The 24,094-nt window shown below is 65.8% G+C and carries 18 protein-coding genes and 1 pseudogene; 9 read left to right on the top strand and 10 right to left on the bottom strand.

What is annotated here, in order from left to right; all coding sequences use genetic code 11:
* Positions 1 to 8 precede the first annotated feature (8 nt).
* Both M3I53_RS24455 and M3I53_RS24460 read right to left on the bottom strand, forming a co-directional pair.
* Positions 9 to 269 carry a hypothetical protein gene (locus tag M3I53_RS24455; RefSeq protein WP_254318422.1) on the bottom strand — a complete coding sequence of 87 codons (261 nt, stop codon included), beginning with the start codon at positions 267 to 269 and terminating at the stop codon, positions 9 to 11.
* A 332-nt stretch (positions 270 to 601) separates the two neighbouring features.
* Entirely contained in the window at positions 602 to 958 is a 357-nt protein-coding gene (locus tag M3I53_RS24460) for a BON domain-containing protein (protein ID WP_254318423.1), read from the bottom strand.
* Positions 959 to 1,533: 575 nt separating this feature from the next.
* On the opposite strand from M3I53_RS24460, the gene M3I53_RS24465 reads away from it, so the two are divergent.
* The 3 genes from M3I53_RS24465 to M3I53_RS24475 all read left to right on the top strand — a co-directional run bounded on the left by M3I53_RS24465 (position 1,534) and on the right by M3I53_RS24475 (position 4,936).
* The gene (locus M3I53_RS24465) at positions 1,534 to 3,033 is read left to right on the top strand and encodes a TAXI family TRAP transporter solute-binding subunit (RefSeq protein ID WP_254318424.1); all 1,500 of its coding nucleotides are present in this window, start codon (positions 1,534 to 1,536) and stop codon (positions 3,031 to 3,033) included.
* Positions 3,034 to 3,112: 79 nt separating this feature from the next.
* A complete protein-coding gene (locus M3I53_RS24470) occupies positions 3,113 to 3,766 on the top strand; it encodes a 2-hydroxychromene-2-carboxylate isomerase (RefSeq protein WP_254318425.1) in 654 nt (217 codons plus the stop codon).
* A gap of 159 nt (positions 3,767 to 3,925) precedes the next feature.
* Positions 3,926 to 4,936 (top strand): LysR family transcriptional regulator, encoded by a 1,011-nt coding sequence (locus M3I53_RS24475; protein WP_254318426.1) that lies wholly within the window; start codon positions 3,926 to 3,928, stop codon positions 4,934 to 4,936.
* Between the two features lie 72 nt (positions 4,937 to 5,008).
* Here M3I53_RS24475 and xdhC read toward each other — a convergent pair whose 3' ends face one another.
* Genes xdhC through xdhA form a run of 3 tightly spaced genes read right to left on the bottom strand, consistent with a single transcriptional unit; the run spans position 5,009 to position 9,541 of the window.
* Entirely contained in the window at positions 5,009 to 5,599 is a 591-nt protein-coding gene (xdhC, locus tag M3I53_RS24480; protein ID WP_254318427.1) for a xanthine dehydrogenase accessory protein XdhC, read from the bottom strand.
* Positions 5,596 to 7,962, bottom strand: coding sequence for a xanthine dehydrogenase molybdopterin binding subunit (gene xdhB, locus M3I53_RS24485; RefSeq protein WP_254318428.1), 2,367 nt, complete (start codon positions 7,960 to 7,962; stop codon positions 5,596 to 5,598). The genes xdhC and xdhB overlap by 4 nt, the downstream gene beginning before the upstream one ends.
* A 40-nt stretch (positions 7,963 to 8,002) precedes the next feature.
* Positions 8,003 to 9,541, bottom strand: a complete 1,539-nt coding sequence (gene xdhA, locus M3I53_RS24490; protein ID WP_254318429.1) for a xanthine dehydrogenase small subunit — start codon at positions 9,539 to 9,541, stop codon at positions 8,003 to 8,005.
* Between the two features lie 476 nt (positions 9,542 to 10,017).
* On the opposite strand from xdhA, the gene M3I53_RS24495 reads away from it, so the two are divergent.
* Entirely contained in the window at positions 10,018 to 11,271 is a 1,254-nt protein-coding gene (locus M3I53_RS24495; protein ID WP_254318430.1) for an MFS transporter, read from the top strand.
* A 185-nt stretch (positions 11,272 to 11,456) separates the two neighbouring features.
* On the opposite strand, the gene M3I53_RS24500 is transcribed toward M3I53_RS24495, so the two are convergent.
* From M3I53_RS24500 to aspT (M3I53_RS24510), 3 genes are all read right to left on the bottom strand, one after another.
* Complete coding sequence (locus tag M3I53_RS24500; RefSeq protein WP_254318431.1) at positions 11,457 to 13,118, bottom strand: bifunctional aspartate transaminase/aspartate 4-decarboxylase; 1,662 nt, start codon at positions 13,116 to 13,118, stop codon at positions 11,457 to 11,459.
* A 74-nt stretch (positions 13,119 to 13,192) separates the two neighbouring features.
* The gene (aspT, locus tag M3I53_RS24505) at positions 13,193 to 14,878 is read right to left on the bottom strand and encodes an aspartate-alanine antiporter (protein WP_254318432.1); all 1,686 of its coding nucleotides are present in this window, start codon (positions 14,876 to 14,878) and stop codon (positions 13,193 to 13,195) included.
* A 99-nt stretch (positions 14,879 to 14,977) separates the two neighbouring features.
* On the bottom strand, positions 14,978 to 16,660 hold the full coding sequence (aspT, locus tag M3I53_RS24510; RefSeq protein ID WP_254318433.1) for an aspartate-alanine antiporter: 1,683 nt from the start codon (positions 16,658 to 16,660) through the stop codon (positions 14,978 to 14,980).
* A 583-nt stretch (positions 16,661 to 17,243) separates the two neighbouring features.
* Between aspT (M3I53_RS24510) and M3I53_RS24515 the strand changes: the two genes are divergently transcribed.
* Positions 17,244 to 18,215 (top strand): LysR family transcriptional regulator, encoded by a 972-nt coding sequence (locus M3I53_RS24515; RefSeq protein ID WP_254318434.1) that lies wholly within the window; start codon positions 17,244 to 17,246, stop codon positions 18,213 to 18,215.
* A gap of 101 nt (positions 18,216 to 18,316) precedes the next feature.
* On the opposite strand, the gene M3I53_RS24520 is transcribed toward M3I53_RS24515, so the two are convergent.
* Complete coding sequence (locus tag M3I53_RS24520) at positions 18,317 to 18,847, bottom strand: hypothetical protein (RefSeq protein ID WP_254318435.1); 531 nt, start codon at positions 18,845 to 18,847, stop codon at positions 18,317 to 18,319.
* Positions 18,848 to 18,957: 110 nt separating this feature from the next.
* On the opposite strand from M3I53_RS24520, the gene M3I53_RS24525 reads away from it, so the two are divergent.
* Both M3I53_RS24525 and M3I53_RS24530 read left to right on the top strand, forming a co-directional pair.
* Entirely contained in the window at positions 18,958 to 19,767 is an 810-nt protein-coding gene (locus tag M3I53_RS24525; protein WP_254318436.1) for a crotonase/enoyl-CoA hydratase family protein, read from the top strand.
* 253 nt (positions 19,768 to 20,020) lie between these two features.
* Positions 20,021 to 21,838 (top strand): winged helix-turn-helix domain-containing protein, encoded by a 1,818-nt coding sequence (locus M3I53_RS24530; RefSeq protein ID WP_254318437.1) that lies wholly within the window; start codon positions 20,021 to 20,023, stop codon positions 21,836 to 21,838.
* Between the two features lie 78 nt (positions 21,839 to 21,916).
* Here M3I53_RS24530 and M3I53_RS24535 read toward each other — a convergent pair whose 3' ends face one another.
* On the bottom strand, positions 21,917 to 22,186 hold the full coding sequence (locus M3I53_RS24535) for a hypothetical protein (protein WP_254318438.1): 270 nt from the start codon (positions 22,184 to 22,186) through the stop codon (positions 21,917 to 21,919).
* A gap of 351 nt (positions 22,187 to 22,537) precedes the next feature.
* On the opposite strand from M3I53_RS24535, the gene M3I53_RS24540 reads away from it, so the two are divergent.
* Entirely contained in the window at positions 22,538 to 23,722 is a 1,185-nt protein-coding gene (locus M3I53_RS24540; RefSeq protein ID WP_254318439.1) for an MFS transporter, read from the top strand.
* A 253-nt stretch (positions 23,723 to 23,975) separates the two neighbouring features.
* Positions 23,976 to 24,094 (top strand): annotated as a pseudogene (locus tag M3I53_RS24545) (IS110 family transposase); the annotation flags it as partial.

Raw genomic sequence — 24,094 nt, forward strand, 5'->3', positions numbered from 1 at the left:
TGTGCGCTTCAGACGTGGGGTGCCTGGCGGAAAAATCTCCCGTTGAGATCGACCTCGAACTGGCGCAGCCATTGGCCGCGGGCGTCGATGCGGTAAGCCTGCGCCCAGGCGCCGCGCCGCACGATCAGCATGTCGCCGTGCTCCGGGTCGTTGGGATCGGCTTCGCCGCGTATGTCGAACTGCATGGGCGCAAAGCCGTGCCGCGCACAGGCCAGCTCGAAGGCCGCCCGGTCGACGAGCGGCAAGTCGGTGTAGGTATGAATGGTCATGGCGATTTCCTGCTTTCCAGCGATGAGGCCGCGCTCGACCTCGGGAAAGACGCGCGATACCCACGGTATACCCCGAACCGCGGGAAGACTGTGTGTCAAACTACACTTTGGCGGCTGCAGTGCAACATGGCGAAGCCGCATGCGGGGAGCGGTCCGCCCCGCAGGTTCACGCGCGACGCGTACAAGCTGGCGGCCCGGAGCGAGAACAGGCCCCGAACACCCGCCACTGGGCCCCTGCCCGCCATACGCGCATAAAAAAGCCCGGCCTGTAGAGGCCGGGCTTTTTGCTATCGCTTGCAGTAGACGCCCCGTTTCCCGGGCGCGCGCAGCGCTTATTGCGGCACTCTGACCGTCAGCTTGTTCGACACCGACGTCACGCCGGCCACGCCTTGCGCGACCTCGCCAGCCTTGTCAATCTGGCCCTGATCCGGCACCGTGCCGGTCAGCGTGACCGCGCCGCCGTGGGAGCGCACGTTGATCTTCGAAACGTCGAGGTCCTGGCTCTTCGAGAGCGCCTTGCGCACCGAGTAGCCCAGCTTGCGGTCGGCCTTCTTGGCCGACGTCGCAGGAGCGGCCGAGGTCGTCGCCGCGGGTGCGCTCGCCGAGTTGTCTTGCGCGTACGACGCGCTGCAAGCCACCGACAGGCAGAGTGCCGCGCCCAGCGTCTTCAGAATAGCGACTGATTTCATGTTTTCTCCTTGTGTCTTCGCGTTGTTGCGGGGTGTTGCCTGGAATAGGACCGTCGGCCTTGCCGGCGGACGGCTCGAAGGCCGCCCGTCAGCCACGGTCTGACGGCTTCGTACCACTACCGAGGACAGCGCACAGCGCGCAATGCGCGTGTGCACGGCCAGGGTCTGGACGCGATGCGAGAGGCAAGGATGAAAGGACGGCGAATTACACCGCTTGGTACGCCCACCCGGACAGGTCTGCGCCCGTTTCCTGTTTGTTATGCATTGCTTATGCGTTTGCTCATGCGTTGGTGCATTGGTGCTCATGCGAGCCCGCCATGCCAGGCGCAGCAGGCGAATCACAATTTAGCCTGGCTGTGGCGCGAGCGCAAAGAGTTTAGCTCAGGGGCATGCGGCATGCGCTTAAGGTGTCCCGCGAGGCATGCGGGCATGCCGCCGCAACGCCGATTCTCATGTACCATCGGCTCCACAGAGCCCGCGCGACACGCGTGCCTGAGCCGACCCGGCGCCAGCGCCGGACCCGACGCGGACCCGACCCGCACTCTCCCGAACCACCCGAGGCCCGCCCCACCCCGATGAAGTCCCGTACCGGCCGCAAACCTCCTCCCCGTCTCGTCGCGCGCTTCGTGGCGATCTCGTGGCGCGACCTGGCCGTCACGTTCGGTCCCATCCTGCTCGTGAGCGCGGCGGCCATCTGGCTCGCGGTGCGCCTCATCCAGCCCGCGCCGCCCAGCACGCTGACCATGAGCGCCGGGCCCAAGGGCAGCACCTTCTGGAACGCCGCGGAAAAGTACAAGACCATCCTCGCGCGCAACAACATCACGCTGATCGTGCTCGAATCGGAAGGCTCGGCGCAGAACCTGCAGCGTCTCGCCGACCCGAAGTCGAACGTCGACGTCGCGTTCGTGCAGGACGGCCTCGCGGGCAAGGTGCCAGGCGGCCTCGTCTCGCTCGGCAGCGTGGCTTATGTGCCGCTCGTGGTGTTCTATCACGGCCCCGTCGCCACGCGGCTCTCGCAGTTCGAAGGCCAGCGCATCGCCATCGGCGCCGAGGGCAGCGGCACGCGCGAACTCGCGCTCACGCTGCTCAAGGCGAACGGCATCGAGCCCGGCGGCCCGACCAGGCTCGTGCCGCTTTCCGGCGACGACGCCGCGCGCGAACTCGTGGCCGGCAAGATCGACGTCGCGATTCTCGCGGGCGACTCCGCGCAGCCGCCCGTCATGGGCCGCCTCATGCGCATGCCGGGCGTGCGCTTCTTCGACTTCGTCCAGGCCGACGCCTACGCGCGGCGCTTTCCGTTCCTCACGGCCATCACGATCCCGATGGGCGCGTTCGACTTCGGCCGCAACCTGCCGGCAGCGCCCCTGCATTTCATCGCGCCCACGGCCGAGCTGGTCGCGCGCGACTCGCTGCATCCCGCGCTCTCCGACCTGCTGATCGAAGCGGCCAAGGAAGTGCACGGCCGCTCCACACTGCTGCAGCGCGCCGGAGAATTCCCCGCGCCGCGCGCCCAGGACTTCCCGATCAGCGCCGACGCCGCGCGCTACTACAAGTCGGGCAAGAGCTTCCTCTACCGCGTGCTGCCCTTCTGGGTGGCGAGCCTCGCCGACCGACTCGTGGTGCTGCTCGTGCCGATCATCGTCGTGCTGATTCCGGGCCTGCGGATCGTGCCTTCGCTCTACGCCTGGCGGGTAAAATCGCGCATCTATCGCTGGTACGGATCGCTCATCGCACTCGAGCGCGCCGCGATGGCCGACAACCCGCCCACCGAGCGCCGGGCGCTGATCCGCCAGCTCGACAAGATCGAGGAATCGGTGAACGGCATGAAAATGCCGCTCGCCTATGCGGAGCAGTTCTACGTGCTGCGCGAGCATATCGGCTTCGTGCGCGCGCGCCTGTCCGGCACGCGCGAAGCGCCGGACGCAGGTGTCGGGGCCGAAGAAGAGCAGGCAGCGGAAGGCGCCGAAGAAGCAGAGGCGCCGCAAGGCAGTAGCAACGACGCAGGCACAGCGGGTACAGAGGCGAGCCATGCAAACGAAGGCGGCAGCAATGAAACAGGCGAGCGCACGCATTAGCGCCGCTGCACGCATTTTGAACCGAACAATGGGCCATGCAAGCAATGGCCCGGATATCGCCTTAGAGCGGAGGAACAGCATGATCGACGGCATCGATGCCAGCCAGCCGGCCTGGTTCTACGACTTCGTTTCGCCGTTTTCGTATCTGTTGCTGGAACAGCAGGACAAGTGGCCCGGCTTCGATTTCGTGCCGACGCCCGTGCTGCTTTCCGAGCTGTACCGTCACTGGGGCCAGCCGTTCAGCTCCGCGGTTCCGGCCAAGCGCGTCTTCACGTACCGGCACGCGCTCTTTCGCGCCGAGCAGCTCGGCATTCCGTTCAAGATGCCGCCCGCTCACCCGTTCGACTCGGTCAGGCCGATGCTGCTCGCCATCGCGGCGGGCGGCGAGTTCGCGTGCGTGCGCGAGATCTTCCGCTTCATCTGGCGCGAGGGACGCGACCCGTCGAGCGACGAGGGCTTCGAGCAGCTTTGCGAGCGCGTGGGCATTGCGCACGGCGAATCGCTGATCGAGGAAGAAGCCGTGCGCGCGCAGTTGCGCCGCAACACCAACGACGCGATCGCGATGGGCGTATTCGGCGTGCCGACGTTCTGGATGAACAAGCAGCTCTTCTGGGGCGAGGACGCCTTGCCGATGGTGCTCTACTGCGCACGCAGCCCGAACTGGCTCGACTCGCGCGAGGTCAAGCGCATCAGCACACTGCCTTCGGGGCTCGTGAAGCCGGTTACCGAGTAACCGTCAACGCGCCGCAGAAACATGCAACGCGCGTCCTTCTGATGCCGGTCATGCCGCGCGCCCTATGGCGGTGGCGCGCGAGCAGGCATATGGTTATGGCTGAATCCGTGCGCGCAACGCTGTGCGTCGCCGCGCACGCGCCTTTGCCCGCCACACCCCATGGACGACGATAACGCCCTCACCCTCGACATCTGGCTGGTGCGCGTGCTGCGCACGCTGCTGGTCGAGCGCAGCGTCACGCAGGCCGCGCTGCGCCTGAACCAGACCCAGCCCGCCATCAGCACGGCGCTGCGCCGGCTGCGCGAGATCCTGGGCGATCCGATCCTCGTGCGCGGCAAGACCGGCATGGTGCCGACCGAGTACGGCGAGTCGCTGCTGCAGCACGCGCAGCGCGTGCTGCGCGACGTGGAGTTCGTGGCCACGCCGCACGGCGACTTCGATCCGGAGCGCTCGAAGCGCACGTTCCGCCTGGCCGCCCCCGACTACCTCAACGACTTCTTCATGCCAACGCTGATCGCGCGCTTTCGGGAGACGGCGCCAGCGGCGCGGCTAGAGATCCTCTCGCTCTCGCCCACGCTCGATCATCACGGCGCGCTGGACGCGGGCGAACTCGACATCGTGATCGGCAACTGGCCGAAGCCCGAGCCGCGTTTCGCGCGCAGCGACCTCTTCTCCGACAAGGTCGTCTGCATGATGCGCGCGGACCATCCGCTCGCGCGCCGCGAACTCACGCGCGACGCCTATCTCGCAGCTCCCCATCTCGCACCCACGCCCTATACGGGCTCGCATGCGAGCGCGATCGATCTGGGGTTTGCGAAGGCGAAAGCCGAGCGCCGCATCGTCGCGACGCTGCCCTATTTCGGGCTCGTGCCGCAGGTCTTGCTGCAATCGGATCTGATCTTCACGACGACAAGGCGCTTCGCGCAGCACTACGCGAAGCTGATGCCCATTGCCGTCGTCGAGACGCCGTTTGCGTTTCCGCGCATTCACTGCTATCAGATGTGGCATCCGCAGCCGGACCGGCCGAGCGATGTGGGATGGTTGCGCGGGTTGATCGAAGAGGTATCGGGATCGTTGACCGCCGAGCGCGGGACGAAGCGCGCCGGGGCGAGGAAGGCCGCGAGCGCGGCCAGCGAAGCGGCGCCCACGCCGCCGCTCGAAGCCGCCTGAAATAACGCAAACTCAGCGCAAACGGGCGCCCTCATCATCGAGGCGCCCGTTCCGCTCGCGCGGAGCGTGAAATCAGGCGCGCTCGAGCGCGACCGTTCTCACCATCGCCGGGCGCTGCGCCACCCGCATCTGCATGAGCTGCGCGGCGACCGCCACCGCAATCGACGAAGGCGCCTTGTCGACGATCCCCGTCACGCCGATGGGGCATGTCATCTCGTCCAGCCGCTCGGCTTCCACGCCGCGCTCCATGAGCCGCCGCTCGAACTTCACGCGCTTCGTTTTCGAGCCGATGAGCCCGAACCACGCGAAATCGCGCCGCCGCATGATGCGCTCGGTCAGCTCGAAGTCGAGCGCGTGATTGTGCGTCATCACGAGGAAGTACGCGCCCGCAGGTGCTTCGTCGACGATGGCGGCCGGCGTGTCCGTCGCTTCGATCTGCACGTTGGCGGGCACCTCGTCGGGGAACAGCTCGTCGCGCTCGTCCACCCACTGCACGACGCATGGCAGCATGCCGAGCAGCGTGACGAGCGCATGGCCCACGTGGCCCGCGCCGAACAGCACGATGTGCATCGGCCCGTAGTGCGGCACCGGCGTGCTGCGGCGGCCGATGATCACGCGCCCGGCTTCATCGACGCGCACGCAATGCTCAGGATGACGATTCATTTCGCAGCCCCCTCGCGCGCCATCGTCCGCACCGCGCGCACGCCCTTCAGGATTTCCTCGGCGGTGGCCGGCGCATTCATAGGCGGATTGAAGCGGTAGTCGGCCACGCTCGCCACGGCGTCGCGAATCGCGAAGAACACCGAGAACGGCAGCAACAGCGGCGGCTCGCCCACGGCCTTCGAGCGGTGGATGCTGTCTTCCGCGTTGCGGTTCTTGAAGAGCCGCACGTTGAATTCAGCGGGCGTGTCGTTCACGGTCGGGATCTTGTAGGTGGACGGCGCGTGCGTCATGAGCTTGCCGTCCGGCTTCCACCACAGTTCTTCCGTGGTGAGCCAGCCCATGCCCTGGATGAAGCCGCCTTCCACCTGGCCCACGTCGAGCGCCGGGTTCAGCGACGCGCCGACGTCGTGCAGCGCATCGGCGCGCAGCACGCGCATTTCGCCCGTGAGCGTGTCGATGACGACTTCCGATACCGCCGCGCCATACGAGTAGTAGTAGAACGGCCGCCCGCGCAGCGTCGCCTGATCCCAGTACAGCTTGGGCGTGGTGTAAAAACCATCGGACCAGAGCTGGACGCGCGCGAGATACGCCTTCGAAACCAGCGTTTCGAACGGCACGATCGTCTCGCCCACGATCACGGAGTCATTGGCGAAGCCCACGTCGGCGGCGCTGATTTCGCCCTTGCCGTACGTGGTCGCCGCCAGCGCGGCGAGGCGCTGGCGCAGCTGGCGTGCGGCGTCCTGGGCCGCCTTGCCGTTCAGGTCGGTGCCCGTCGATGCCGCCGTGGCGGAGGTGTTCGCGACCTTGCTCGTGTCCGTCGCGCTCACGCGCACGCGGCCGAACTCGATGCCCAGTTCGTGCGCCACGACCTGCGCGACCTTCGTGTTCAGGCCCTGGCCCATTTCGGTGCCGCCGTGGTTCACGAGTACCGAGCCGTCGGTATAGATGTGAACGAGCGCGCCCGCCTGGTTGAAGTGCGTGACGTTGAACGCAATGCCGAACTTGACCGGGGTGAGCGCGATGCCCTTCTTGAGCACCTCGTTGTTCGCGTTGAACTCGCGAATCGCGGCGCGCCGCGCGTGATAGCCGCTCGTTTCCACCAGCTCGTCGATCAGCTCGTGAATGACGTTGTCCTCGACGATTTGGCCATAGGGCGTTTCGTTGTTCCGCGTCTTGCCGTAGAGATTGCGGCGGCGCACGTCGAGCGAATCGAGGCCGAGCGTGCGCGCCACATCGTCCATGATGTACTCGATCGCGAACGCGCCCTGCGGGCCGCCGAAGCCGCGAAACGCCGTGTTCGACTGTGTGTTGGTCTTTCCGCAGAAACCGGCGATCGACACGTCGGGCAGCCAGTAGGCGTTGTCGAAGTGACAAACGGCGCGCGTCATCACCGGGCCGGAGAGGTCGGCGGAAAAGCCGCAGCGCGAGGTCATGTCGACCGACACGCCTTCGATCGTGCCCTGATCGTCGTAGCCCACTTCGTACGTGTAATGGAAATCGTGGCGCTTGCCCGTGACCATCATGTCGTCGTCGCGATCGGGGCGCAGCTTCACGGGGCACAGGAGCTTCCAGGCGGCGAGCGCCGCGCAGCAGGCAAAGAGGCCCGACTGCGATTCCTTGCCGCCGAAGCCGCCGCCCATGCGGCGGCATTCCACGAGCACGTTGTGCGAGGCGACGCCCAGCACATGCGCGACTAGGTGCTGCATCTCGCTCGGGTGCTGCGTGGAGCACCACACATGCATGCCATCGTCGTCTTTCGGCACCGCGTAGGCGATCTGGCCTTCCAGATAGAACTGCTCCTGGCCGCCCAGCAGCATCTCGCCTTCATGCCGATGCGCGGCGCGTGCGGCGCGCGTGGACGCCTCGCCGCGCGCAAGTTTCATCGGCGGCAGCACCGACTGCTGCGCGGCGCGCGCCTGCTGCGCCGTGAGCACGGCGGGCAGCTCTTCGTACTGCACTTCGGCGCGGCGGGCGGCCAGGCGCGCCGTATCGTGCGACGTCGCCACCACGATGAACATGGGCTGGCCCACGTACTGCACGACGCCATCGGCGAGCACCGGATCGTCGTGGATGATCGGGCCGCAGTCGTTCACGCCGGGAATGTCCTCGGCCGTGAGCACCGCCACGACGCCAGGCGTCGCGCGCACTTTGGCGAGGTTCATCGCAACGATGCGGGCGTGCGGCTTCTGCGAAAGCCCGAGCGCGGCGTGCAGCGTGCCGGCCACGACCGGGATGTCGTCGGTATAGGTGGCGCGGCCGCTCACGTGCAGATGCGCGGACTCGTGCGGGCGCGAAACGTGCACTTGCGCGAAGGGCTCGCGTGCCTTGAGCTCGTCCAGGAACGGTTCGGCTTGCTGGTTCATTGTTTCGTTCTCCGTATTTCTCTTCCAGTTCCTGAATGTCTCAAGCCGTGGCTGCCGCTACGTTGCGCACATTGAGCGCTTGCGGCGCAAGCGGGTTATGCGGACGCGTTTCGAGCCAGAAACGGTACAGCGTGTTCTTCGCGGCTTCTAGGCGGTAGTCGCTCGTCGCGCGCATGTCGGATAGCGGCGCGTAGTCCTTGCCAAGCGCGATCATCGCGGCCTGGGCCGTGGCTTCGTGCCATTGCGCATCGGCGAGCACGCCTTCCGCGTGAGTCGCGCGCTTGGGTGTTGCGGCCATGCCGCCGAACGCAATGCGCGGCTCGCGGACCACGTCGCCATCGGCGATATAGGCGTAGGCGGCGCACACGGCCGAGATGTCCGAGTCGAAGCGCTTCGAGACCTTGTAGGTGCGAAAACGCAGGTTCGCGCGTGCGCCGGTGCGCGTGGGCACCTTGAGCGCGAGCACGAACTCGTGCTCGGCCATGTCCTTCTTCTGGTAGGCGAGGTAGAGGTCTTCGAGCGGCATTTCGCGCTCGGTGTCGCCCCCGCGCAGCACCACGCGCGCGCCGAGCGCAATGAGCCCCGGCATCGAGTCGCCGATGGGCGAGCCGTTCGCGATGTTGCCGCCGATCGTGCCCGCGTTGCGGATGGGCAGCGAAGCGAAGCGCAGCCACATCTCTTCGAGTTCCGGGTAATGCTTCGCGAGTTCCGCATAACCGCGCTCGACGCTCACGCCCGCGCCGATCTCTATCCACGCGTCCCTCACGTCGATGCGGCGCATCGCGTCGACCTGGCCCACGTAGACGATGTCGCCGAGTTCGCGCATTTGCTTCGTGACCCACAGGCCGATGTCGGTGCTGCCCGCGAGAATGCGTGTGTCGGGGCGCGCGGCCTTGATCGCGGCGAGCGCGTCGACTGTGCGCGGCGCGTCGTACTGCTGGCCGCGGCTCTCGTAGTGAAAGGTGTCCGTGCGTTCGAGCGTGGCGAGCGTCTGGGCGAGCGCCTTCACGTCGATGGGCTGCTTCAGCGCATCGGCCTTGAACATCTGCTCGGCGGCGTCGAGGATCGGCCGGTAGCCCGTGCAGCGGCACAGGTTGCCCGTGAGCGCATTGGCGATCTCGTCGCGCGACGGCACACTGCACGCGCCCTTGGCGGCACAGCCGTGGTTGGGCTGGCCCGCGTGCTCGTGGCCATGCTTTTCGTAGAGCGCCCACATCGACATCACGAAGCCCGGCGTGCAAAACCCGCACTGCGAGCCGTGGCAGTCGACCATGGCCTGCTGCACGGGGTGCAGCGAGCCGTCGGGCTGGCGCAGGTCTTCGACGGTGAAGAGCGCGCGGCCGTCGAGCGTCGGCAGGAACTGGATGCAGGCGTTGACGGCCTTGAAGTCCACGCCGCCCGCCTCGTTGCGCTCGCCCACCACGACCGTGCAGGCGCCGCAGTCGCCTTCGGCGCAGCCTTCCTTGGTGCCGGTGCAACGCGCGTCTTCGCGCAGGTGCTGGAGGACGGTGCGGGTGACGCCCGCGTCGCTGACTTCGCGAATCGCGTTGCGGTGGTAAAAGCGGATCGGCTGGCTCATGGGTTTCTGGCTCGTCGTTGGCTGCGGCTCGCAAAAGGCGTGTGCCGCTCGAGTGGACGGTTCGAAAGCTATCACTGCCAAAATTGGCAACCCATAGCTAGAGGAGCATGGGCGATATATCGTTGAATCGATAAATCGGCGTGCTGCGGTGCGGCTGTGCTTATGTTGCTGTGTCTCGATTGCGCGTTTTCGGGGCCGATTTGCGAATATCGGACGTATTCGACTAGCTAATCCGCCGTTCATGCACCCCTATCTACGCACGAACGGTCGGACGAGGACACGGCTAGCGCGCGAACGGCCGTCAACGTCGTGCAATATTACTGGATCTCCGCAGCCCGGCTCCCGGACACAAAAGGCCGTAAGAAGCGCAGAAAATGGGTGTTCCGCCTGTCGGCACGGCTTTTCAGCTTCTGCATAAAAACCGGTTCCATGGGACAATCACGCCTTTCCCGCCGTTTTCCATCCGCATTTTCCCCATGTCCGCTGATTTGGCGCCCCCGCGCAAAGCCGCGTCGACGACCCTGCAGATCATTCCGGTCGTCTTTTTCACCTTCCTCTGCTACCTGACGATCGGGATTCCGCTCGCCGTGCTGCCGGGCTATGTGCACAACGACCTCGGTTTCAGCACCGTGGTGGCGGGCGCCGCCATCAGCGTGCAGTACATCGCCACGCTCTGCTCGCGCGCGCTCGCGGGCCGCTCGGCGGATACGCTCGGTCCCAAGAAAACCGTGACGATCGGCCTGACGATCTGCGGCGCGAGCGGCGTGCTGCTGCTGCTCGGCACGCTCGTCGATCACTGGCCCGGCCTCTCGCTCGCGCTGCTGGTGGTGAGCCGTCTGTTGCTCGGCTGCGGCGAAAGCCTGTGCGGCACCGGGGCGATCCTCTGGGGCATCGGCCGCGTGGGCACGGCGCACAACGCGAAGGTGATCTCGTGGAACGGCATCGCCACCTATGGCGCACTCGCGATCGGCGCGCCGCTGGGCGTCGTGATGGCGCACGCCCTCGGCTACTGGATGCTCGGCATTTCGGTCATCGCGATGGCCGCGCTCGGCTTCTGGCTCGCGCGCCCCATCGCGCCGGTGCCGATCGTGCACGGCGAGCGCATGTCGTACCGCAGCGTGTTCACGCGCGTGCTGCCGCACGGCATCGGCCTCGCGCTCGGCTCGGCGGGCTTCGGCTCCATCGCGACCTTCATCACGCTGTTCTACGCCGCGCACCATTGGCCCAACGCCGCGTTCACGCTCACGGTGTTCGGCGTGATGTTCATCGGCGCGCGCCTGTTGTTCGCCAACACCATCAAACGCTTCGGCGGCTTCCGCGTCGCCATCGTCTCGTTCTCGTGCGAATGCGCGGGCCTCTTGCTGCTGTGGCTCGCGCCCACGCCGCAAGTCGCGCTCGCGGGCGCGGCGCTCACCGGCTTCGGCTTCGCACTCGTGTTCCCGGCGCTCGGCGTCGAGGCGGTCGGGCTCGTGCCGCCCGCGAGCCGCGGCGCGGCGCTCTCGGCCTACTCCGTGTTCCTCGACCTCTCGCTGGGCATTACCGGCCCGCTCGCAGGCTACGTGGCGAATCTGTTCGGCTATGGGTCGGTGTTTCTCTTCGCCGCCATCGCGGCGGCTTCCGCCGTGGCGCTTTCGGTCTCGCTTCATCGCAAGAGCGTGCGTGCCCACGCCGTGCAGGGCGCACCGCACGCCAGTGGCGCGAGCGCGCCCGCCGGGCAACGAGCGGAATAAAGAAGGTCCTCGCGGATTTCCGGGAAGCGACGTTTGCAGTAATTTCGTGAAAATTACTGCAATTTTCATGAGATGCCTCGCGGCCAGACCGGAAGTCCGCGAAGAACCATAAAAAAACCGCACCCGGCAAACCACGCCGGATGCGGCCCGGACTTAAGAAGCATTGAGACTCGAGGCGGCTGCGCCTACTTCTTCACCGCTGTCGGATCGAGGTTCTTGCCGGTTGCCTCGTTATATCGCTGCACGTATTCCTCGGTGAGCTTGCGCACGGCGCGGCCGATCTTGCGATAGTCCGACTCGTTCAGATTCGCGAGCGACACGCGACCCGACGGATGCGGCGTGCCGAAGCCCTTACCCGGCAGCAGCACGACGCGCGCCTCTTGCGCGAGACGGAACAGCAGTTCGTTGGGCTTGACCTGCTTGAGCAGCCAGTCGACGAATTCGCGGCCGAAGCGCTTCTCGCCCATGTATTCCATGTCGAGGATCGTGTAGTAGTCGACCTGGTTCGGATCGCCCTCGCCGTAGGGCACGCCCATTTCCTCGAACAGCGCGCGCTTGCGGTTGCGAATCAGGCGCTTGAGCGCGTTCTTGTATGCGTCGGGCGTGTCCATGAGCGAAAACAGCGAGAACAGCACCATCTGCACCTGCTGCGGCGTCGAAAGACCGGCAGTGTGGTTCAGCGCGACAGTGCGGCTGTCGGCCACCAGACGGTCGATGAACTTGAGCTTGTCCGGCTCGGTGGTGATCGACTCGTAGCGCTTGTGCAGTTCCTTCTTCTCGTCCTTCGGCAGCTTCGCGAGCGCATGGTCGAGCACGTTGTCGCGATGCGTCGCGATCGCACCCAGACGCCAGCCCGTCGCGCCGAAGTACTTCGAATAGGAGTACACGAGAATCGTGTTCTTCGGCGCGAGCGCGAAGAGCGAGACGAAGTTGTCGGCGAACGTGCCGTACACGTCGTCGGTCAGGATGATGAGATCCGGACGCTCCTTCACGATCTCGGCGACGTACTCGAGGCTCGCGTCGTCGATCTTCACCGAAGGCGGGTTGCTCGGGTTCACGAGGAAGAACGCCTTGACCTTCGGGTCGCGCAGCTTGTCGAGCTCCTTCTTCGAGTACTGCCAGTTGTTTTCCACCGTGGCGTCCAGATGCACCACGTTGAGCTGGTAGTCGTTGAGTTCCGGAATCTCGATGTACGGCGTGAAGATCGGCATGCCGAGCGCGATGGTGTCGCCCGCCTTGATCAGGAAATTCTCGCGCATCGTGTTGAAGATGTACGTCATGGCCGCCGTGCCGCCTTCCACCGCGAACACGTCGAACTCGCCGACGAACGGATGCTTGCCGATCATCTCGCGGCGCAGGTACTGCCCGACGATGATCTCCGAAAGCTTGAGCATGCGATCCGGCACCGGGTAGTTGCAGGCGAGAATGCCTTCGCACATCTCATAGAGGAAGTCACCCGCCGAAAGCCCTAGCTGATCGCGCACGTATGACACCGCGCCCGCGAGGAACTTGATGCCCGGCTGCCCCTTGTTCTCGCGCACGAAGAGATCGAAGCGCTCGACGATGCCGTCGCGCTGCGGGAAGCCGCCCACGCCCTCGGGCATGTAGGCAAACGAGCGCTCCGACTCGCGCATGGCGAAGAGGCCGAGTTGCCAGAAGCCGTGGCGCGGAATCGTGGCGAGGAAGTTGGGGTTGCCGCGGCCCGCGTTGAGCATCGCGAGATTGGCCGGGCGCGCGGTCGCGCCGCCGCCTGCCGCCTTGATGAGTTCGTCCTTCAGTTCGAACGGGCTCAGTGCATCGAGGCCCGACCTTTCTTTCGCGCCGTTACCCTTCGCTTTCGTTGCCATGGTGTTCTCCATTGGAAGACGTTGCGCGTGCCGCGCGCTTTTTGCGTCCTCGCGCAGCACACGTTGGATGCATGTCATGCAAGACCGACCACGAGCGGCCCGAGCAGCGTGAGCAGCACGTTCGCGATCGCATAGGTAATGGCGAACGGCACGGTGGGCACCGCGCTTTCCGCCTTGTCGAGAATGCCGCCGAAAGCCGGGTTGGCGCTGCGCGCGCCGGACAGCGCGCCCGCGAGAATCGCCGCGTTGTTGTACTTGAGGACGTAGCGGCCAAACAGCATCGTGAGGAAGAGCGGCACCATCGTGACCACCACGCCGAGCAGGAAGATCGTGATGCCGCTTTGCTTGATCGTCACCACGGCCTGCAGGCCCGAGTTCAGTCCCACCACGGCGACGAACGCCGCGAGCCCGAAGTCCTTGAGCAGTTGCGAAGCCGCGGGCGGCATCACGCCGTACATGGGGTGCTTGCCGCGCATCCAGCCGAACACCAGACCCGCGAGGAGGCAGCCGCCGCCGGAGCCGAGCGTGAGCGGAATGCCGGCCACGTTCACTACGATCAGGCCCACGAGCAAGCCGAGCACGAGGCCCACGCCCATGTAGATGAAGTCGGTCTTGTTGCTGTAGGCGAGTTCATAGCCGGCGGCCTGCACGGCGCGCTTCGTGTCCGTGGCGGTGCCATAGATCGTCACCACGTCGCCGTGCTCGAGCTTCGTTTCGGGCAGGAGCGGCACGGGCTGGCCCACGCGCTCGATCTTCTCGATGTACACGCCGTGACGCAGATCGCGGTCCACGTTCTTGCGGACTTCGGCAATCGTCGTGTGGTTCATGCCCTTCTTCGTGAAGACGAGCTGGCGCGTTTGCATCACGAGGCTCATGCCACCCGAGTCCGGCACTTCCGGCCCGATCAGCGCGCCCACTTCGACCATCTGCTCGCGGCGCCCCACGACCAGCACGACATCGTCCCGGCTCAGCACGAAGTCGGGGGTGGCGTCGAGCACCTTGCCCGCGCGGCGAATCTTCTCGACCGCCACCAGGTCGCTCTCGGCCAGCTCGATCTGCTTGACCGTTTTGCCCGCAGCGTTCTCGACACGGAACACGCGCCCGAACAACTCGGGCAGCGCCGTGATCTGGCCGGGCCCAGCGGCGGCATTGCCGCCCGACATCTCGCGCTCGGCGTCCGCGGAGGCGTCCTTGAGGCTGCGGCCCATGAACTTCGGCAGGATGTTCACGCAGACGATGATCGCGCCGAGCGAGCCGAACACGTAGGTGACGGCGTAGCCGATCGCGACGTCAGCCTGCATGGCCTTCACCTGGTCGGGCGGCAGGCCGAGGCGCGCGATCGCGTCGCCGGCCGTGCCGATGATGGCCGACTGCGTCATGCCGCCCGCCGCGAGACCGGCGGCGAGGCCCTTGTTGAGGTGAAAGAGCTTCGCGCACACCAGCACGGTGGCGAGACCCGCCAACGCCATGAACACCGCCATGGCGATTTCGCGCAGCGTCTTGCGGTTGAGCGAGTTGAAGAAGCCCGGGCCTGAGTCGTAGCCCACGGCGTAGATGAAGACGGCGAACATCACCGACTTCACGCCGTTGTCGACGGTCACGCCCACCTGGCTCACGACGACGGCCGCAAGTAGCGAGCCGCCCACGCCGCCTAACTGGAACTTGCCGAAGTTGATCTGGCCGATCCAGTAGCCGACGGCCAGAGAGAGAAATAGCGCGATTTCCGGGGATTTGTGAAAGATGTCATGTAGCCATTCCATCGTGTCCTCGCTTTGGGAAAGAACCCCCGTTGCTGCTGGGGATGGCCGGCGATGAAACACCGCCGGCCAGATCGAGCCGAAAACACCAGCCAGGATTCGTCAGCCGAACTTCGCCGCGAGCCCTACCACCACGGGGCCCATGAGCGGCAAGAGGATGTTCGACAGCGCGTAGGTGATCGTGTAGCCGATCACGGGAGTCGAGTTGCCGGCTACGCCGACGAGCGCACTGATCGCCGGCGTGCTGCATTGCTGGCCTGCAATCGCGCCGAGCAGCATCGGCGCTTCGAGCTTGAGGAACATGTGCCCGATCCACAGTGAGAGAAGCCCGGGAATCAGCACCATCAGAATGCCGGCGAGCGGCAGCGCGAGACCATACTCGCGCACGAGCTTGATGGCGTCGGGGCCGGCGGAAAGACCGACGGCCGCGATGAAGGTGGCAAGACCGAAGTCCTTGAGCACCTGCGCGGCGGCCGAGGGCAGCGAGCCCACCAGGGGGTAGCGCGAACGCAGCCAGCCGAAGAACAGACCCGAGAGCAGGCACCCGCCGCCGGTGCCGAGCACCAGCGTGACGCCGCCCGCGTTCACGCCGAAGCGCCCGATCATCATGCCGACCAGCACGCCGAGGCCCAGATAAACGAAGTCGGTCTTCTGGGTCTGCTGGATCACGTAGCCAAGGCGCTTCGCGCCGCGCGCGACGTCGCTGGGCGTGCCGACCAGCGTCAGCACGTCGCCGCGATGCACGACCATGCCGGGCAAGGCAGGCACCGTGTTGTCGAGCCGCGTGATCGCGCCGACGTAGATGCCGCGGCCCGCTTCCGGCGTGGCGCGTTCGCGCATTTGCGCGAGCGTGAGGCCGTTGACGTCGCGCTGCGTGACCATCACGTCCACACGTTTCGCGAGCAGCTTGAACAAGCCCTCGCCGGGCATCTCTTCGCCAAGACTGCCTGCGGCTTCGATTACGGCTTCGCGGCGCCCGGCGATCAACACGATGTCGCCCGGTTGCAGTACGGACTGCGCGTTGGCGTCGAGCTGGCGTCCATCGCGCAGCACGTACTCGATCGTGACATTGTTGCCAAAGCGCGCCTCGTAGGCGGCGACTGCGGTGCCGGCCGCGCGACCCACCTTGAACGCGCGCCCTTCGAGCGGCGCGAGCGCGAGGCGCTGCCCTTCGTCGAGTGCGCCGTCGCCGCCGAGCTTGCGATACAGGCGCGCGGCCTCCTCGCGCAGGTTCACTCGCAGGATCAGCGGAGCAATCTGGCTCGTGAAGAGCACGATGGTGATGAGCCCAAAGAGGTAGCTCACGCTGTACGCCGTCACGATATGCGCCTGCAGCGTGCTCACCTGGGCCTCAGTGAGGCCGAGCCGCGTGATCGCCTCGGAAGCCGTGCCGATCACGGCCGATTCGGTCGCCGCCCCGGCGAGCAGGCCTGCCGCGGTGCCCGCATCGAGCTTCATCACGACGACCGCGATCATGACGAGCGCCATGACCGAAACGATCTCGACGACCGAGAGAAGTCCGTAGCGCCAGCCGCGACCGACGTTCGCGAAGAACTGTGGGCCGCCCGTGAAGCCGAGCGCGAAAATGAAGAGTGCGAAGGCGACGTTCCTGAGGTCCGGCGAGATGCGCGCGCCGGTTTGCCCGAGCACGAGCGCGACGATCAGCGTGCCGCATACTCCCCCGAGGGAGATCGGCCCGAAGCGGATCGAACCAATCAAATAACCGAGCGCGAGGCTCACGAACAGGGCAATTTCGGGTTGCGACTTAAGCAATTCGACGATCATGTCTGGTCTGCCGATTTACGTTTTAGTGAGCCCCAAAACATGCTCGAAAATGAGCAGCAATGCACATTAAATAACATGCAATGCTAATGCCGGCCGTTATTTCCTCCATGTGCCACAATTCTTTCACGCCGCAGAAAAATCAATGCGCACTTAATGGCGGCTTGTTCACTACGGCGAATTAACCGACCGCAATGACTCACAATTCGCCACAGGCAAAGGGCGAGCCGCCATGAATCTGGCAGTTCTGACAGATAACCGCCGCTTGCGATTTACGCAAACACGTTATCCGCAATGCACAATATTTTGATAGTGACAAAACCGCACAACGCATTCCTCACTCAATACATGCCGATTGCGTACTGGATCTTTTACAAGTAAGAAATGCTGCCGTGTGTTGAGATAGATATTGTAATTCTCAGCGACTGTCAATATTATTTTTGTTAGATTCCGGCAGTCGGCGATCGCCGTCGTTCATTCGAAGCACATTGACCATAACTACGCGATACATCGCTTCGTTCCTCAACTTCGCCAGCAGTTGCAGTGCCCCTCCACCGGTCCATGCATCGAGCATACGAGGCTACACATGAACCAGATACACGCCATGCGCGTCTTCGTCAGGGTTGCGGAAACCGAGAGCTTTCGTCGCGCCGCGCAGCAGCTCGACGTCTCCAACGCGCTCGTCACGCGCTCCGTCGCGATGCTCGAGGCGCACCTGAATACACGCCTCATCAATCGCACCACGCGCAATCTCGCGCTTACCGAGGCAGGCCAGCGCTACCTCGAAGGCTGTCGTTGCGTGCTAGAGGAACTCGATCATCTTGAGCGCTCACTGGCGCACACGGAAAGCGAGCCGAGCGGCACGCTGCGCGTGGTGGCCGCGGGCGCGCTTTCGCTCGCCACGCTCACGCCGCTCATCGACGGCTACCGGCGTCTGTATCCGCGCGTGAACGTGCGCCTCACGCTCGCCGAACGACCCGTGGACCTCGTGGAAGACGGCTTCGACGTGGGCATCGTCGGCGCTACGCCCGCACGCAACGGCGAGTGCGTGGAGCGCGCGCTCGGCACCACGACGTTCGTCCCCTGCGCGGCTCCCGCGTGGCTCGCCGAGCACGGCGAGCCGCATACGCCCGAGGAGCTCGCGCAGTGCGCGGCGGTCGCGCTGCCTCCCGAGGAACGCAGCGCGACGTGGCAGTTCGCGAAGGCCGGCGAGCGTGTCCAACCGGTTACGCTGCAGCCCGGCTACGCCGTCAACAACATGCTGATGGTGCGGCTCGCCGCGCTCGCCGGTATGGGCGTGGCGATCGTGCCCGCGCCGCTCGTCGCCGACGACTTCACCGCGGGAACGTTGCGGCGGCTACTGCCCGACTACGACATCGACGATCCCGACGCGCGCATGTCCATCGTCTATCCGAGCCGCCAGTATCTGCCCGCGAAGACGCGCCGCTTCGTCGACTACACCGTCGAGCATTTCGAGAATTTCGAGCATGCACATCATGCATCGCCCATGCCGGCGCGTTCCAGTGGCACACCCAGCCGGCCGCTGAGCGTGGCGTGAGCACACATCGGGCGTGCATGCTGTGCGCGCCCGCTTGTTAGAGAACATGCCCGCAAGCGAACGCGCCGTTAGCGAACATGCGGTTCGCGCGCGATGGCGCATCAGAGCCGCGGTGAGCTGCCGTCGACCGGAACCAGCATGCCCCCGTCGCCCGCACCGCACAGTTCACGCAACAATGCCGCTTCGCGCTCATGCACTTCCACCGGTAGCCACAATGCCCCCGCCCACGCGAGGTAGCGCGCGCGATGCTGGCCATTGCGAAACGCCACCACGCCCTCGTGAGCGAGTCCGAACCAACCGGCCAGCCCCGCCACGCGGCGTTTGCTGATGGTCACGTAGGGCATCTGCGGCACGCGCTCGTTGTCCGGATCGAGAAACTCGCGAATGCCGCGAATCTTGCCGCTATGCCAGTCGTCGACGGGCTTGAGCACGTAGTCGGTGTCGTCGCGGTCGGCGCAGAGAAGCAGCTTGTGCAGATCGACGATTACGACGACATGGCGCGTGCCGTCGGTCGTGAAGACGCGCGTGAAGCGCACATGGTCATACGCGTCGTGGTCGGGCAACGGGACAGTCCAAAGAAGTCCACAAGCCGGATACGGCGAGGGATCCGAAACGGAGGTGATGCTGGACATGGACGTCGATTGCATGCGGGGGAAACGTAGTTCAGGAAATTAAACCGGCCTAAGCTACGGATAAGCCATTAAATTTTAATGACGATGCGGGGCGCATTGAGGACTGGCACATGACGATCGAAACTTTTGGCGAGCACGTCCGTATCGAAGCGCAAGGGCGCGTAGCAATTCTCGTGCTCGACCGCCCGGCGCAGCGCAACGCGATCGACAGGCCCGTCGCGAATGCACTCGCCGCCGCCTTCACACGCTTCGAAGCAAATCCCGCATGGTTAGCGGGCGTCCTGTACGGTGCGGGCGGCACGTTCTGCGCGGGCGCAGACCTCACCGCGCTCGCCGACCCCGCACGCCGCAATGAAATTCGCGCGGACGGCAGCGGCCCGGGCCCGCTCGGCCCCACGCGCATGTCGCTCAGCAAGCCCGTGATCGCAGCGATCTCGGGCTATGCCGTTGCGGGCGGGCTCGAACTCGCACTGCTGTGCGACCTGCGCGTCGTCGAAGAAGACGCGGTTCTCGGCGTGTTCTGCCGCCGCGTCGGCGTGCCGCTCATCGACGGCGGCACGGTGCGCCTGCCGCGCCTGATCGGCCTGTCGCGCGCACTGGATCTGATCCTCACGGGGCGCGCCGTCGACGCGCAGGAAGCCCTCGCATTCGGCCTCGCCAATCGTGTGGTCGCAAAGGGCGACGCGCGCGACGCCGCCGAGCAACTGGCCGCGCAACTCGCAGCGCTGCCGCAGGCGGCGCTGCTCGCGGACCGCCGCTCGGCGCTCGAGCACAGCATGCTGCCGGACACCGCCGAGGCGCTGCGCCGCGAAGGCGCGTCCGGCTATCGCTCGGTGCTCGACGAAGGGCTCGCACTCGCGGCGCGCTTCGCGGCCGGCGCAGGCCGTCACGGCGAACCGCTCGATCCATACGAACCGTAGCGAGCTAAACGAAAATCGGACGCGAACCTCGCGACAATCGATTGAGCCGATCGACGTGTCGATGGCCACCGTGCGCAGCGCTTGACGCTTGAAGGCGCGCGCGCGACCCACTACATTGAAGTTGATCCGCGCCGCTGCCCCCGCCCCTCCCGCCATATGTAATGACGCTGAGTACTGCTGCGTCGTCTAACGGCAATCTTCAGACGAACCGCGCCGGCGCCCCCTTCCCTGATGCCGCATCACGGGAGATCTCATGCCGACGGATCGAATCATCCGCTTCGCGGACTTCGAACTCGACGTCGAGCGGTACCAGTTGCGCCGCGAAGGCACGGAGGTCAAGCTGGAGCGGTTGCCCATGGATCTTCTGATCCTGCTTGCCTCGCGCCGCGGCGAGTTGCTCTCGCGCGCGGACATCGTCGACCGGCTGTGGGCCGGCAGCCCCTTTCGCGACACCGACAACGGCCTGAACACGGCGATCCGCAAGATCCGCATCGCGCTCGCCGACGACCCCGCCAATCCGCGTCACCTCATCACCGTGAAGGGCAAGGGCTATCGGTTCGACGGCATCCTGCCCGAGTCCTCCGAGGTTCACGGTGGGTCGGCTGCCCCGCGCGATACGCACGCGCCGCGCGAGAGCGAGCGCGCTTCGCCCGCCGTACGCATGCTGGTTCTGCCGTTCACCAACCATACCGGCGACGCGAGCCAGGACAGCCTCTGCAGCGCGCTCGCCGACGAGATCTCGGTCACGCTCGGCGCGCTCAACCCGGAGCGGCTGCTCACGATCGCGCGCACGACGGCAGCGCGCTACCACGCGACGCAAAAGAGCATCGGCGAGATCGCACGCGAGTTGAAGCTCGACTATGTACTTGAAGGCTCGCTCACGCGCGCGGGGCAGCAAACACGCATCCTCACGCGTCTGATCCGCTGCGCCGACGAAGCGCAGATCTGGAGCCGCGCGCACGAAAGCGCCACGCAAGGCGCGCTCGACATCCTCAAGGAAGCGGTCGCGGCGCTCGCCGAGAACCTGGCGTCCACGCTTTCCGAGCAGCAGCGCACGCGCCTCGAGCGGCGCCTGCCTGTCGATCCCGCCGCGCACGACGCGTATGTGCGCGGGCGTTTCTTCTGGTATCGACGCGTGCATTTCGAAGCGGGCTTTTGCGCGCATCACGGCATCGACGGCGAAGACTTCGTGCGCAGCCGAACCTACTTCGAGTCCGCGCTCGAGCACGATCCGAGCTACGCACTCGGCTACACGGGCCTTTCGAACTACTACGGATCGACGGTGGTGCATGGCTTCGTCGCGCCCGACGATGGCTGGCCCGTCGCGCGCTCGCTTGCCGAAAGCGCACTCGAGCTCGACCCGGACCTGCCCGAGGCACATCACGCGCTCGCGGCCGTGCGCTACTTCTACGACTGGGACTGGGACCAGGCCGAGGCCGGCTTCAAGGATGCGTTACGGCGCAACCCGAGTTACCCGGAGGCGCATCGGCTTTATGCGCGTATGCTGGTGGCGGCGGGACGCCGCGCGGAAGGCGACGCCGCGATGGAGCGCGCCGAACGCATCGATCCGCTGGCGTTCCAGGGGTCGCGCGCGTTCGGCATGGTGATGTCGGGCAGGCATGCGGAAGTCGTCAGCGAGTATCTCGCGCCGGAGCACATGGACCATCCGCCGCTCGTCTATCAGTTGCTCGCTACCGCGTTCGAAGTGAAAAAGCTGTACGCGCAGGCCGTGGATGCCACCGTGGAGGCGCTCGAACGCTGCAACCAGCAAGCGCGCGCGAGCACCATTCGCGCTCGCTGGGAAACGGGCGGCTATGACGCGGTGCTGCGCTGGTATCTGGAAGACCTGCTCGCGCGGCGGCGGGCCCGGTACACCTCGCCGCTGCTCATCGCCGAGGCCTACGCGCGCCTCGCGCAGCCCGACGAAATGTTCCGCTGGCTAGAAACGGCGCTGGCCGAGCGCAGCTCGCGGCTATGCGAGTTGCGCACGAATCCGTGGTTCGCGCCCTGGCGACCGACGGGGCGCATGCGGCTCATCGAAAAACATATAGGCGGCGGCCCGACACGCTGAGCGCCTGGTGCAGATCGCGAGAGCGCGTCGGGTCGCCGTCCTGATAGCCTGGTCTTTCCTGTCTACCTCGTTGCCGTCTCAGTTACCGTGATAGAGCCCTTCGTTGAGCGCCTTCTGCTGACCCGATTGCTCGGAGCGCACCAGGTCCTGATAGACCTGCGCGTGCGTGAGCCCCATCGGCGCGCCCGAAGCGCCTGTCGACATCGGTGCGCCGCCCACGTCCTGCGCAGCCGGCGGCGTGCTGGCCTGTTGTGACGGGTCGTCGCTCTGCGATTGCGCCAGCGCGCTACCTGCGAATAAGGCGGCCGCTGCGGCCACCGCGATGCGTACTGTGGTCATCGTGTTCATGTCATCGCTCCAGGAAGGTTGCGCATATTCGGTTCCGTCATGCGCGGGACGGACGACGCGAGGGCGGCGACCGCCGGCGGGCGGGCCGGTGGGCGGACTGTTTCGCTCGTTGGATCGTGTGGGTATCGTGCTGCCCGCGAGCGCGTTGCGCCATGCACGTAACCTGTAGAAATCGTCAAGAAAAATGAAGGAACGGTGAACGAGATCCGGCGAGAAAAGCTGTTGTTTCCCCAACAGCATTGAAAATGCGTGCCGTATGCGTTGTGTCAGGTTTCAGTACAATTCCGCGTTGACTTAAATATAACGGCTTCGCCCTTAAGGGCCGCCGCCGTCCTGCGCCGACCCCACGCCATGCCCTTGCCTCTTCTCGCCCTTGCCGTTGCCGCCTTTGGTATCGGTACCACCGAATTCGTCATCATGGGCCTGCTGCCCGACGTCGCGCGCGACCTGAGCGTCTCGATCCCGGCGGCCGGCATGCTCGTCTCGGCCTATGCGCTTGGCGTGACGATCGGCGCGCCCATCGTCGCCATCGCCATTGCCAATGTGCCGCGCAAGCAGGCGCTCATGCGCCTGATCGGCATCTTCATCGTCGGCAACCTGTTGTGTGCGCTCGCCCCGAACTACTCGGTCCTGATGGCCGCGCGCATCGTCACGGCGTTCTGCCACGGCGCGTTCTTTGGCATCGGCTCGGTGGTCGCGGCCGGCCTCGTCGCGCCGAACCGCCGTGCGCAGGCCATCGCGCTGATGTTCACGGGCCTGACGCTCGCCAACGTGTTGGGCGTGCCGCTCGGCACAGCGCTCGGCCAGATCGCCGGCTGGCGCACGACGTTCTGGGCCGTGACGGCCATCGGCATCCTCGCGGCGGCGGCGCTGCAGGTGTGCCTGCCCGCGAAGATCGAAATGCAGAAGGCGAGCCTCGTGCATGAGTTCGGCGTGCTGAAGAACCCGCAGGTGCTCATGGTGCTCGGCATGAGCGTGCTGGCCTCGGCCAGCCTCTTCGCGGTGTTCACCTACATCACGCCGATTCTCGAAGACGTGACCGGTTTCTCGCCGCACGAAGTCACGTTCGTGCTGCTGCTGTTCGGCCTCGGGCTCACGGTGGGCAGCACGCTGGGCGGCAAGCTCGCCGACTGGAAGCTCATGCGCTCGCTGCTCACGTTCCTCGCCATGATCGCTGTGGTGCTCGCCGCGTTCTCGCTGACGATGCACAACCCGATCGCGGCCATGGCGACGATCTTCGTGTGGGGCATTCTCGCGTTCGCGATCGTGCCGCCGCTGCAGATACTGATCGTCAACCGCGCGAGCGATGCGCCCAACCTCGCCTCCACGCTCAACCAGGGCGCGTTCAATCTCGGCAACGCGGGCGGCGCGTGGATTGGAGGCGTGGCGATCAGCGCGGGCGCGCCGCTCACGGCGCTGCCGTGGGTGGGTGTGGTCACAGCGTTCGCGGCGCTTGGGCTCACGCTGGTTTCGGCGCAGCTTGAGCGGCGTGCACGCCTCCGCGCTGCGGTGACAGTGCCCACGAGCTGCGCCTGATATGCTGAGGCGCGCTACAAGCGTTTCCCTCTATACGATGCGCCCGACAGCGAATTGGGTCGGAGCCCGCTCGGCGGCGCCTTGCAGCGACCGGTTACCGAGCCGACGCGATCACCCGCGCCAGTAGTCAGTATGACTCCGCGAGGTAGAGGCTGGCCTGCCGCGGAGGAATCAAGCGCGGGTTAGCATGACTGCCAGAGCCGCATGGTGTGGACAGGGTCACACCCGGCGATTTCCGGCACGGAGGCCAGCAATGGAAAACGATAGCACGTTGTATGTCGGCCTGGACGTTCACAAGGAATCGATCACGGTTGCCTATGCGCTCGGCACCGGCGAGGTCGAACTGCTCGGCAAGATCGGGACGACGAAGAC

The organism is Paraburkholderia sp. CNPSo 3272 (genome assembly GCF_024206495.1).
In the GTDB taxonomy this organism is placed as follows: Bacteria; Pseudomonadota; Gammaproteobacteria; order Burkholderiales; family Burkholderiaceae; genus Paraburkholderia.